This window comes from Chitinophaga sp. 22308 (assembly GCF_052045305.1).
GTDB lineage: Bacteria > Bacteroidota > Bacteroidia > Chitinophagales > Chitinophagaceae > Chitinophaga > Chitinophaga varians_A.
The window spans coordinates 239,442-253,479 of the sequence record NZ_JBQEOP010000006.1; the positions used below are offsets into that span (position 1 = coordinate 239,442).

Below are 14,038 nucleotides of genomic sequence, written 5' to 3' on the forward strand. Positions count from 1 at the left end.
TGTTACAATAAACAGCATAAAATGAAAATAAAGATATTCATGTTGATATGGTTTTCGCTGATATCAACGGTGGCGTGGTCCCAAAACATCATCATCAGAGGGCGTGTGGTAAATGATAAAAATGAAGCCATTATCGGTGCTACCGTTTCAGAAACAGACAACCGGAAAAACGGGGTCGTTTCTGATGAACAGGGGAATTATACCATCTCACTCAAGCCAGGCGGTGTAAAAAAACTGGTGATCACATGCATTGGTTATCTGCCCCAAACCATTACGGCAGTAGCAGGCAGCCCTATGCTGGTCCACCTCACGCCAGACGTAAAAGGGCTGGAAGATGTGGTGGTAGTTGGTTTTGGACGTCAGAAAAGAATCACCAGCACCGGGGCTGTCAGCTCAGTAAAGGGAGAAGAGATCAGGTCGGTCCCCACTGCCAATATTCAAAATACGCTTATCGGCCGCCTACCCGGCTTCTTCAGCCAGCAAAGGAGCGGCCAGCCCGGGGCAGACGCCGCCGACTTCTTTATCAGGGGTGTTAATTCCATCACCGGAGACAACAAACCGCTGATCATTGTGGACGATATCGAGTACGACTATACGCAGCTCTCGCAGTTGAACGTAAATGAAGTGGAATCTGTTTCCATCCTCAAAGATGCGGCCACCACATCCATTTATGGATTAAAAGGCGCCAACGGCGTACTGGTGGTTACCACTACCAGGGGACGTATCGGAAAACCCCGGATCAATCTCACGGCCGAAAGCGGAATTAACCAAACGATCAGGATGCCGACTTTCCTGGACGCATACACCACGGCACTGCTCCGGAACGAGGCAACCATCAATGATGCATACGGCCAGTCCCAGGCCCCGGTACTGCCTTTCACCCCGGACGACCTGCAGAAGTTTAAAGACGGCTCCGATCCCTATGGCCATCCGAATGTAAACTGGGCAGATGTTCTATTCAAAAAAGCGTCTACCCAATCCCGTTATAATGTAGATGTAAGCGGAGGCAATTCCCTCGTAAGATATTTTACCTCACTGGGATATTTTTCCCAAAACGGTATTTTAAAAGACTTTAAGCCGGTAGGAGATTATGTCAACACCAACTACTTCTACAGGCGCTTTAACTATCGCTCCAATCTTGATATTACACCTACAAAAACGCTGAAGATCCGGTTTGACGTCAATGGCCGCTTTGAAACGGTCAATAACCCCAGCGGCACCGTGGAAAACGCCGGACTCTTTTATGAACTGGGGGCATTTCGTTACATGGCTCCGTATGCCATGCCGGTAACAAACCCCAATGGCAGTTCCAGCTATGCATCGCACCAGGGCGCTATCACCAATAACGGCGCTATCAACCCGGCTTTCCGGTTGGCCAACGGTGGATACATCAGAAGTTTCAGGAATAACTATAACATTATTGTAGGGGCGGACCAGCAACTTGATTTTATAACTCCCGGTTTATCTGCCAGGGTAAATATCTCTTATGCCGGTAATAACAATGAGGGCCGCAATCTTAACCGCAGCGGCCTGCCCGCCTATAAATATGACGTTGCCACGAATTCCTATTCCATCAGGGACGCGGGTCAATACCGTATGCTTCCCTATGTAGTTGCTTCTACCAACAGCGCCTTTAATTCTACCACCATCCTTCAGGCCTCTCTTAATTATGACCGCACCATCGGGAGCCATCACTTCACCGGGCTTTTGCTGTTAAATCAGCGGAATTATATAAATGGCGCCGTCATCCCCGTCAACTACCGGGGCACCACCGCGAGGCTGGATTATGATTTCAGGCGTAAATATCTCCTGGGCGTTACCGTTGCCCGTAATGGCAATGACCTCTTCCAGGAAAACAAACGGTATGGCATATTCCCGGCAGTATCATGGGGCTATAACCTAGCAGAAGAACGGTTTTTCAAAAACACGTTCCCGTTTTTCGACATGTTTAAAATCAGGGGCTCCTATGGCCTGGTAGGATCAGACGCCAACTATCCGGGCACGGTGACTTCTGTAATTCAGTATGGTACCACAGGTTCAAACTATTATGGGAATACCACGGTAGAAGGAGCGCTGGTAAATCCCGACGTCTCCTGGGAAAAAGAAAAGAAGACAGACCTGGGCCTGGAGTTGAACATGTTCCAGGGCAAGGTGACACTGAGCGGCAGTTATTTTTATAATTACCGCTATGACCAGGTGATTGAACAGCGGGATATTCCTTTGTTGATTGGACAGGACCTTCCCAAAAAAAATGTGGGCATATCAGAGAACCAGGGATTTGACGGGGTGGTCACCTACAGGAACGACAAGGGAAAGATCAACTATTCGATCAGCGCCAATGCTTCTTATGCCGTTAACCGGATTATTTATATCAGTGAGGCGCCGGACTATCCCTACCAGGCAAGAACGGGTACCAGGCTGGGTTTGATCATGGGGTATCATAATATCGGGTTCTACCAGCCCGATGATTTTGATGCGAACGGGAAAGTAAAGAAGGGCGTGGCCGCACCCACCTGGAGTGTTATACAGCCGGGAGATCTTAAGTACGCCGATATGAACGGGGATGGCATCATTAGCGATGCCGATAAAGTCAACCTGTCAAAACCAAATTTACCCACTACCGTTCTGGGTGCTGAATTCACCATCGGTTACAAGGGATTAACATTAAGAGCATTGCTGCAGGGATCTTTTGGTTATGCCGTACAGGTAACGGCAGAAGGCGCCGGTGATGCGTTCAATGGTAATCTCCGGCCCTGGAACCTGGAGCGCTGGACACCCTCAACTGCTGCTACCGCCACTTATCCACGCATTGGACTGAACACCAACATCAATAATATCTCTTATCTGACAGTCTCTGATTTCTGGTATGCCGATACCTGGTATGTCCGGTTAAAATCACTGGAGCTGGCTTACCAGATTCCCCGGGGATGGCTGAAAAGCACGAAAGTAGTTCAAAATGCGAGGGTATATCTCTCAGGGTATAACCTGGTGAATATACAGAACATGGGCAAGTTCCAACAGGACGCTGAAATTGCCAGCGGCCCCGGTGGCGCCTACCCTAATACCGCAAACTTCAACTTTGGATTGCAACTAAGCTTCTAACGCTAAAAAATCACCTATGATCAGTCATAAAATATACCGGAGAATACTATTGGCAGGGTTGGTTCCAGCCTTCTTTATCACGGCCTGCAAAAAAGACTTCCTGGACCAGAAGACCTTGTCCGCGATTGACGAAAGGGCGGTCTTCCAGGACAGTACCCGGTCACTGGGCGTCATTAATAACCTGTATTCAAACCTGGGATTGTCCTTTAACCCGAGAAGATTCAGCAATACAGGACTGGACGCGGCCTGCGACGAATCGGAACCAATCGGCGATCCCACTATTTACACATACAAAATTTCAAGTGGTGGCGTTAATGCCAACAATGCCGACGGAGGGCTATGGAAAACTACGTTTCAAATGGTCAGGGCGGCAAATATATTCATGAAGAACAAAGACAGCATTCCGGTATCGAATGCCACCAAAGACTACTGGACGGGGCAGGTACGGTTTTTAAGGGCATGGTATCTTTTCACGCTGTTGAAACACTATGGCGGCATACCTTTAATTGGCGACAAAATATTTGACGGCAATGAAAAAATAGATGTGGCACGCAGCTCGTACGAGGACTGCATCAAATACCTGACCAGTGAGCTGGACGCAGCCGCCGCTTTACTTCCGCTCTCTTATCGCCCGGGAGATGCGAACCAGTTGAAAGTAACGAAGGGCGCTGCTTTAGCCGTAAAGGCCAGGATGCTTTTATACGCGGCCAGCCCGTTGGTCAACAGCGGGCCAAGGGCAAATGACCCTGAACATCTGCTCACATTCCCCGGCGCCGATCCGGAACGCTGGAAACAGGCCTCCGACGCCGCCAAAGCGGTGATCAGCCTGGGCGTGTACAGCCTGTATACCGCTTCAGCCACGCCGCTTTATACACTCTTTCTGCAAAATACGCCACAAGCGGAACATGTTCTCGTTTACTGGCAACCATGGACGACCGGCAACAATTTTTACGTTGAAGCCAGCGCCAATCCTACTTCCAGAGGAGGCATGAACGGTTGGACAGGAACAAAGTATTTTCCAACGCAGGAGCTGGTAGATGAATTTGATATGATCAATGGGCTGCGGATAACGGACCCTGCTTCCGGTTACCCGGGCATCGGCAATAATATGTATAAAAACAGGGACCCGCGGCTTACCTGTACCGTCCACTATAACGGCGCTATCCGCATTATGGGATCATTTGGCGATCAACCGGTCAATACCTATACAGGCGTCATCCCGACAGGGAATGCAGCAGTGACCAGTGCAAGCGTTGACGGCATCTATACATCCACCGGCACATTAACAGGATATTTCAGGTATAAGATGTGCAACGGCGGCGGTGGTGAGCTGTACCGGCCGTGGGTAGTGATGCGCTATGCAGAAGTACTGTTAAACGCCGCCGAAGCCACCAACGAATACTATGGCCCCACCGCGGAAATATATGACTGGTTAAAGATGGTACGCGGCCGGGCAGGCATCCTCGCCGGCGAAAACGGCCTGTATGGCCTGAAAGCGGGTATGACCAAAGAGGAAATGCGCGAAGCCATCCGGCATGAGCGCCGCGTGGAGCTGGCTTTTGAGGAACACCGCTTTTGGGACATACGCCGCTGGAAAATTGCGCCCCAGACGGAAAATGCCGAAACACACGGCATGGAGATCACAAGGGCCGCAAACGGAAGTTTCTCCTACCGTGTAATACCGGTACGCAGACATGTGTTCACCGAGGCAATGTATTTCTGGCCCATCCCACAAAGTGAACTGACGAAGTCGCCCGCCTTAAAACAAACACCAGGTTACTGAAAACAGTTTAAAACAATTTTAACAAGCAGCTTATGAAAAGCATGATAACCACGCTTACCTTTATTGCCACACTTTCCATCGCCGCCTGCACAAAAGGCGGATCACTGGAAAGAATAAGCGGTGATCAATATACGATTACCTCCACTGCAAGTGCCCAACAACTGGTACCGGCTATTGACACCACTTTCGCCGGGACATTTAAAGGCTTTTATGACGAGCAGTTAAACATCCTCACCTTCACCCTGACATGGAAAGACTTGTGGAGAACGGACAAAGACACCATCATTTCAGTAAACTTCTACGGCCCTGCCGGTGCGGCGGAAAACGGCGCCTTAGTGCGTTCCCTCCCCTTTGTCAGCACAAACAGCGAAGCATCTGTCAATCTCGGATTAGCAGGCTTAAACGGCTTCGGAATGAAAGAGAAAAAAGACTTCCTGGCAGGGGCCTGCTATTTTACCATCAACACCAAAAAGTATCCCAATGGCATCATCAGAGGCCAGTTGGCAGCGATAAAACAATAAAACATATTCATTAATCCGATTCATCAACATATGCAGAAGTTTATATTCCTTATCTCTTTTGTCTGTATTTATACTTTAAAAACAAATGCGCAGGAACTCATTACCTATCCCGCTCCGAAGGCAGTCGTATACTCCATGCACAATGATGATTACACGGTTAAAGTGCGCAAGCCCGGCGGGGAATGGCAGGACCTGTATGAATACAATGTAAAAGTGGACCTGGACAAACCACAGGATGCGTCTATGGTCTATTTCGATTTTTCCGGCTCTGTAGAAGTATTCGTACAAAAGAATAACGGCAATGTACAGTCCGTGAAGGTACGTCCATCCTCCTATGAAATAAAACCGGTCCTCCATGGGAACAGTATTACGTTTACCTTGACCGGACCCCGGAAACTCTCTATAGAGTTCGACGGCGACAAGCTGCACAACCTCCATGTATTTGCCAATCCTGTTGAAACGTACCGTCCCGATCCCAACGACCCGAACGTGGTTTACTTCGGGCCCGGCGTACACCTGCCCAAAGACCTCCCCGGTGAAGCATTTAACATTCCATCGGGTAAAACGGTTTATATAGCCGGAGGAGCTATAGTGAGAGGGAAACTACTGTGTGACAAAGTGGAAAATGTCCGTATTCTCGGGCGTGGCATTATTGATCAGCCGCAGCGTGGCGTTGAGGTGCGGCACTCCAGCAATGTCACCGTTGACGGGATCATTGTCCTCAATCCGAAGCACTATACCGTCTTCGCCGGCGGATCGGACCACCTTACCATCCGCAACCTGAAATCATTCAGCGCCAGTTCCTGGAGCGATGGGCTGGATTTTATGAGTTGCAGCGACGTTACGGTGGATGATGTGTTCATGCGCAATTCCGATGATTGTATCGCGGTATATGGGCATCGCTGGGAGTTTTACGGTGACGCCAAGAACTATTCCGTTACCAATTCCATTCTCTGGGCGGACGTAGCACACACCATCAATATCGGCGTTCACGGAAACACGGAAAAAACAGGCGACGTCATCGAAAAATTATTATTTAAAAACATTGAAATATTAGAGCTCGATGAAGACGATCCCATTTCCGAAGGATGTATGGCCATCCAGGCAGGCGACATGAACCTGGTCCGCGACGTCCGTTTTGAAGATATACGTGTAGATGACTTCCAGGAAGGGAAACTCCTGCAACTGCGGGTGGCGTTCTATGACAAATACAATGCGGCGCCTGGCAGAGGAATAGAAAATATCTACTTCAAAAACATCAGTTACAACGGCAACAACATCTCCCCTTCTATTATCAATGGCCTGGACAAAACACATCTTGTAAAAAATATAACGTTCGAAAACCTTCGTATCAACGGAAAGCAGGTCACCAACGTCGAAGAGGCCAATATCCAACAGGGGGAGCACACACAAAATATAACGTTTAAAAAATCCGCGAAATGATCAATAGTGATAAAACAAATCTTGTTATGAAATACCCGTTATTCCTGCTGCTGCTTTTTTTTAGCACGGCAGCAGCAGCACAAACTTTTATTCATCCCGGCGGTTTACACACCAAAACGGATTTAGACCGGATGAAAACACAGGTAGCAGCCGGAGCGCATCCCTGGATTGACAGCTGGAACGCCCTCATAGCTCACCCCAAGGCACAAAACACTTACACCGCCGCGGCACAGGCCAATATGGGCGTCAGCCGCCAGCGCGCGTCAGCAGATGCTGTCGCCGCCTATCTCAATGCCCTGCGCTGGTATATTTCAGGCGACACCTCCTATGCAGCCTGTTCGCGGAAAATCCTGAACGCATGGGCCTACGCCGTAAACCAGGTCCCCAGCGGACAAGACATCCCCGGACTGATGGGGATCGCGGTTTACGAATTTGCTGTGGCAGCAGAGATACTGCGTCTTTATCCCAATTGGTCACAGGCAGATTTTAATCAATTTAAAAAAATGATGACCACCTACCTCTATCCTAACTGCCATGATTTTTTAACCCGCCACAACAATGCCTGCATCAGCCATTATTGGGCGAACTGGGATATCTGCAACATCACGGCCATTTTAAGCATCGGCGTATTGTGCGACGACACGGCCAAATTCAATGAGGCCATTACCTACTTTAAATCCGGTGCGGGCAATGGCAATATCACGAAGGCCATTCCTTTTTTGCATCCGGGAGGTTTGGGACAGTGGCAGGAAACAGGCCGCGACCAGGAACATGCATTGCTGGGCGTGGGCATGCTGGCCAGCTTCTGCCAGATAGCGTGGAACCAGGGCCAGGACATGTATGGCTATGACAACAACCGCCTGCTGGCAGGCGCTGAATATACCGCCAAATACAACCTGTGGCAGGACGTTCCGTACTCCACGTATAACAACTGCGATAACGTCCTGAATTTCTGGGCGTCGGAACAAAATAGCGGCGGCAGGGGAAGATTGCAACGCCCCATCTGGGAAATGATTTACAACCACTATGTGGTAAGAAAAGGATTGAGCGCCCCATACGTAAAAGCCATGGCAGAAGTGAACAGGCCGGAAGGTTTTGAGCACGACGACAACCTTGGCTTCGGCACCTTATGTTATACATTAAATGCAAGTGCGTCACCTTATCCCTCCTCCCCTGCGCCATCGATACCAACAGGACTGAAAGCAACCGCAAGTGTAGGAAAAGTATGGTTAAGATGGCCCCCGGTGCCGACAGCCAACGGCTATAATGTACTGCGTTCAACAACAAGCGGTGGCCCCTATACCCAGATAGCAACCTTCAGAGGAACTTTTCCGTTATATGAGGACGCGGGTGTGGCCAACGGCACCCGGTACTACTATGTCGTATCTGCCATTAACCAGGCAGGGACCAGCAGTAATTCCCCGGAAGTGAATGCCACTCCGGCCGCTACAGGCACATTGCCCGCCGGCTGGAGCAGACAGGATATTGGAACAGCGGCCACCGCAGGCACTGCCGGGTATGCCAACGTAAACAACGGGACTTTCGTGGTAGGTGGTTCCGGCGCCGGCATCGGCGGCGCCGCAGATGGATTGGGTTATGTGTATAAAAGTGTAACCGGCGACGTTACAATCACAGCTCGGGTCGCAGAAAGCACATGGAAGGGCGGCGGCTCTCAGAAAACGGGCATCATGGTCAGGGAATCCCTTTCCGCCAATGCCATTGCTTTTAGCATGACCTCCGGAGACGGAGGTGTCCGTGAAGCAAGATTTGGCAGCCGCACTTCCACAGGCGGCACCATGGGCTTTCAAACCGGTAACGCCTACACGCGCACTCCCACCTGGTTCCGCTTGCGGAAAGCAGGGAACACCATCACCGCCTATCAGTCAACCGACGGGACCACATGGTTTGCTGTAGGTAATCCGGTTACAGTATCAATGGCCAACGCTTATTATGTTGGATTGGCGGTTTCATCAAACAGCTCCAATTTAAACACAGCGACATTCGATAGTATAACGGTAGATTAAATCGGTAGTAAGTGAAAAAAGATTTTTCAAATAGTAAAAGACATTTTCAGCAAGATGTAATGATAACCATTTTAAACCCTCAAAAAACAACACCCTATGACAGACTTTTTTACCAGAAAGACCAACTGCTTCTGGGCAGTAATTTTTATCTTTTTGCTTTCCTCAAATGCAGGGGCCCAAACCTTTGTGCATCCGGGCATTCCTCTTTCCGCTTCGGACCTGAGTGTGTTAAAGGCCCATATACAGGCCGGCGATTATCCATGGAAACAGGCATATGACATCATGGCTGCAGATGGCAAGTCACAGTTGACATATAAGATGCAGGGGCCGTTCGCCACCGTCAGCCGTAGTCCGGACGTCAATCGTGGCCAATGGATGAACGATATGACCGCTGCTTTTTATCAATCCCTTATGTGGTATTTTACGGACAATGAAGCTTATGCCATAAAAGCGAGGGATATTTTAGTGGCATGGGCCAATACCCAAACTCAATTTACCGGACAGTTGGGAAACCTCGACCTGGGAGATTTCGCGTTTGCCTATGGAGGCGCCGCCTCCATCCTCCGCGGCACCTGGGGCGGCTGGACGCCAGCCAACACCACCGCGGTACAGAACCTGTTCAATAACATTTACTGGCCTCCTTCTGGTTGTAATGGTTATGCCCTGGGGCCGGCCAACAAAGGCACATTAAGCATAGCTGCAGGAGCTGTGATCGCCGCATTTTCCGATGACCCGGAAAAAGTGGCGCACATCGTTCACCTGATGAGATACATCGGCGCTACCGGATTAAAAAATACGCTGCCAAGCGGGGAGAATGGCGAAAGCGCAAGAGATCAGGGGCATGCACATGGCATGTGGGGCAACCTGGCTTTTGCCGCTGAAGTGCTATGGAAGCAAGGATTGGACCTCTATTCTGAACTGGATAACCGGCTTCTTGCAACAGGGGAATACTTTTCAAGGAAAAATACCGGCGACTCCATTGGATATATACCTTATGGCACTACTGATGCGCATTATTTAACCGATGAAAGCGGTGTCTGGGACGGCGGAAGATGGGGACTTACCCTTATACACGGAGCCTACATGGTACGTAAAAATCTGGGCTCCGCTTATGTCACGAAGCGGCTTACCGACATTCCAAGACGGTTTGATCCTGTCTATACCTGGTTTTATAAATCGGAAGATCATTCTACCGCTGTCGTTCCTCCGCAAACCCAAATCGTTCCCGACCCGGGAAAAGCGGGAACAGGCGACTTGACAGATCTGGATATCGGAACGGTTTCCCCGGCAGGGAACAGCGCTTACAATAATAATGTCTGGACAGTAAATGGAAGCGGAACGGACATATTAACGCACGCAGCAGATGGCCTGCACCTCGTTTACAAAGAAGTGACCGGAAACTGTTCTATTATAGCCAAAGTAGAAACAATCGGAAAAAGCAGCCCTAATTCAAGAGCAGGGCTCATGATCCGTTCTGATCTGACGGCTACCTCCGCACAAAGGGCATGGATCGCCATTAAATCAGGTAAAAGAGCGGAGGCTTTTATGCATGGATGGACAGAGGTAAGAGGAGGCTCCAACTGGGAAAAAGCGGAAAGACCTGTCCCACAGGATGCTTACTGGGTCAAAATTGAAAGGATCGGAGATGTGATAGGAATGTATTACTCCGCCGATGGCACAAGCTGGGCTTCAGAAGTGCAGGGAAGGTTTGCAGGCTTCACCGGTAAAGCATATATAGGCCTGCTTGTTTGCTCCAATACCAACGGATCTTTGGATACAGCGACTTTTAGCAATGTAAGTGTGACTGGCGGACAGGGAGGAATCGTTACCCAACCTGAAGCGCCGTATTTCGTATATGCATACCCCGGAGACAACCAGGTGCGCGTAAGGTGGCTTTCATCATTTGGCGCAACAGGCTATACGCTTAAACGGGCCGCTTCAGCAAACGGAACGTATACAACCATCGCGTCCAACCTTCCGGGCAACAGCTTCATGGACAACAACGCCACTAACGGGCAGACCTATTATTACAAAGTATGCGCCACAAACGCCGCCGGCACCAGCGCCGACTCCCCCGCCGATGCGGGCACGCCCCGGGCGCCATACGTACCACAAACACTCAATGGCCTGTACCGCATTATAGCCACCCATAGCGGTAAAGCAGTGGAGGTTAAAAACAGTTCCCTTGCTGACAGTGCCCTGCTGGGACAAAAGACCTATTCTTTCTCCAGTAACCAACATTGGACCATTACCCGTAAATCAGGTACTGATTATAAGATCATTAACCTGTTGAGCGGAAAAGCGATGGATGTTACCGGTAATGCCGTCACAAACGGCGCAACCGTAGAACAGCGGACCTACTCAGACACTGATGACGCCCAGGTCTGGACGATTAAAGACCGGGAAAACGGTACTTTTAGCATCATCGGAAAACCCAGCCAGAAATCGTTGGAAGTACCGGGTTCAAATACCGCGGACGGCGTTGTGATGAATATCAACAGATGGCTTGATGGTGCCAACCAGATCTTCAGGATAGAACCGGTCACCGCATCGGAAATGGATTCCGTGTACCTTCAAAAACTGGCTGAAGCCAAAAAACTACGCGACACGACAGCTGTCAGCACCACGAATGAGCTGGGTAAATTCCCGGTGGCGGCCAAAACACAGTTAAATGACAGCATTACCTATGTGCAGGCTGCCTATAACTCACAGTCAACTGTTACAGAAGTTTGCAGCTATGTGGCCATACTGGGAAATGCCATTAAACGGTATAAAGCTTCCATGTACTATGGAATGAATACCCTTGCTGACGGAAACTACTATCTTCAGCCGCTCCGCAGCGATTCATTCTGGACAAAGAACGAAACCAATACACCATTATTCAGCCTGGCAGATTCCGATCCCCTGCTTCAGATCTGGCATGTCACGAAACAGGGCAATGGCAGGTATAAAATTGTCTGCCTCAGCGCACCCGCGTCTTTCAGCAACTATATCAATGAGAGCGCACAGTTTGGCCGTAGTGTCACGCCTTACTCGGATGCATGGAATTCCATGAATATTTACTTTAACGGGACGTCTTACGCGGTGCAAAGAGCGCAATCAGCCGGGAACGGTTATTGGTACATTAACGGAAATCAAATAAACTATATCGTTGGAAGCGATAATGATCCTGTTCCCTATAACTTCCCATTCCGTTTTGTGCCCGTGGGAACGGTGCCCATCAATCTGACGGTTGCTGCCGGTGACTCCCAAAACATCCTGGAATGGAGCCCCGTTTTCAATTCCACCTACAACATACAGCGCTCAACCACACCAGGCGGCCCCTACACTACTCTTGCCAATCAGACCGCCACGCGCTTCACGGATACTACGGTGAGTAACGGAACGGTCTACTATTATACAGTGGCGTCTACAGATAGCACCGCCTTAAGCCCGGAGGTGACGGCATCACCTAATACAGGCCAGATGACTTACCTGAAGTTTGATGAAACCAGCGGAATACGCGCTATCGATAGCTGGGGAGCGAAACACGGCACATTGGCAGCCGTAGCAACAAGGGCAGCCGGCAAAGCCGGAAGCGCACTTAAACTTAACGGTAACGCCAACGCCTATGCGACGTTGCCGGCCGGAATCGTCAGCACTTTGTCCGATTTTACCGTTTCCTCCTGGGTAAAAATGGACGCAATGGCCAACTGGATGAGGGTGTTTGATTTTGGGAACAGTACTACACAATATATGTTCCTCTCTGTTCAGGCGGGAACAACCACGGTAAACAACATAAGTTCATCCATCGTACGGTATGCCATTAAAAACAACGGAACAGAACTCAATGTGAGCTTCCCTTATGTTTTCCCGTTGAACACCTGGGTACACCTGGCTGTAACCCAGTCAGGCGATACTGCCCGGCTGTATATCAACGGCAATCTGGTATCTTCCAATACAGCGATCAACATCAAGCCGCAGCAACTCACCCCTGCGGGTACTGCTACAGGCACCTCGTTGAACTACCTGGGGAAATCCCAGTTCTCTGATCCCCTCTTCAATGGCGCTATCGATGAATTTAAGATATACAAAAGAGCTTTAAGCGCCGCGGAGATCGCATTTACAGCCTATACGCCCCCCATCGCGCCTGCCAATCTGTTCTACTGTTACAGCCAGTCAGATACCTACAGCGTTCCCCCGTTAACGGTAGCCGATGACTATAGCGTCGCTTCGATAACCTATACTGTACAAGGAGCCACCTCCCGGAATGGAAGCGGCGCAGACGCCAGCGGCGCATTCAATGCAGGAAAATCAGTCATTACCTGGACGGTCACGGGCATACATGGTAATGTGAATACCACATCCACCGCTGTAACGGTAAATGCGGCAGTAACCACAAGTATCCCGGATGTGTATGCCATGAATCCGCAGATAGATCAGAAGAACACCATTTACGCCGGTTACGGGCCTACATCGCTGGAACTGACGGCCAATGCTACCGGCGGAACCGCGCCTTACAGTTATCAGTGGAGCAACGGGCAAACCACTCCGTCCATCAACGTAAATACAGCCGCAGCCTGTACAGTGGTCGTTACCGATAACAAGGGATGTTCCTCCACCGCCGCCGTTACCGTTAAAACACTGGACGTCCGTTGTGGCAACAATAACAACAAGATAATGATCTGCCACAATAACAAAACCATTTGTATTTCTTCAGACGCCGTAAAGGAGCATCTTGCCCATGGCGACCGGCTTGGTGATTGTACTGCTACCGGTAGCCTGACCGGCAAAGGAAATGAATCACCGGCAACAAACCATCAGCAGCTTACTGTCTATCCTAATCCCGTTGCCGATGTGTTGAATATACAGGTAAGCGGAGTTGAAACCGGATCAGTGATGAGAATATACAATCAGCACGGGACAGAGGTGAAAAACCTGGTAATCACCGGAAAATCCCAGTTTATGTCAGTCCGCGGACTGGCCGCGGGCACTTATTATTTACAGATAAACAACCGCGGAACGCTCATTACCGGAAAAATCATGAAACTATAATTCAGATAACTTCCGGACACAAGGGTGGTGGCGTTCCTGCCACTGCCCCTGTACCCGGAAACTTTTTTGAAGTATGTACCTGTTTTATATCATAACGCTGTACAACTTTTTTATCTTTAAAAAAACAACAT

Annotated in this window: 6 protein-coding genes; all 6 read left to right on the forward strand. The window is 49.7% G+C overall.

Annotated features, from left to right (window positions below):
- The first annotated feature begins 21 nt into the window (after positions 1–21).
- Positions 22–3,102, forward strand: a complete 3,081-nt coding sequence (locus tag ACTJJS_RS24745; protein WP_440665832.1) for a SusC/RagA family TonB-linked outer membrane protein — start codon at positions 22–24, stop codon at positions 3,100–3,102.
- Between the two features lie 16 nt (positions 3,103–3,118).
- On the forward strand, positions 3,119–4,885 hold the full coding sequence (locus ACTJJS_RS24750; RefSeq protein WP_440665834.1) for a RagB/SusD family nutrient uptake outer membrane protein: 1,767 nt from the start codon (positions 3,119–3,121) through the stop codon (positions 4,883–4,885).
- Between the two features lie 32 nt (positions 4,886–4,917).
- Positions 4,918–5,406, forward strand: coding sequence for a CHRD domain-containing protein (locus tag ACTJJS_RS24755; RefSeq protein ID WP_440665836.1), 489 nt, complete (start codon positions 4,918–4,920; stop codon positions 5,404–5,406).
- Between the two features lie 30 nt (positions 5,407–5,436).
- Positions 5,437–6,849, forward strand: coding sequence for a glycosyl hydrolase family 28 protein (locus ACTJJS_RS24760; protein WP_440665838.1), 1,413 nt, complete (start codon positions 5,437–5,439; stop codon positions 6,847–6,849).
- Positions 6,850–6,875: 26 nt separating this feature from the next.
- Entirely contained in the window at positions 6,876–8,873 is a 1,998-nt protein-coding gene (locus ACTJJS_RS24765; RefSeq protein WP_440665840.1) for an alginate lyase family protein, read from the forward strand.
- A gap of 96 nt (positions 8,874–8,969) precedes the next feature.
- Complete coding sequence (locus ACTJJS_RS24770; protein ID WP_440665842.1) at positions 8,970–13,907, forward strand: LamG-like jellyroll fold domain-containing protein; 4,938 nt, start codon at positions 8,970–8,972, stop codon at positions 13,905–13,907.
- Positions 13,908–14,038 lie beyond the last annotated feature (131 nt).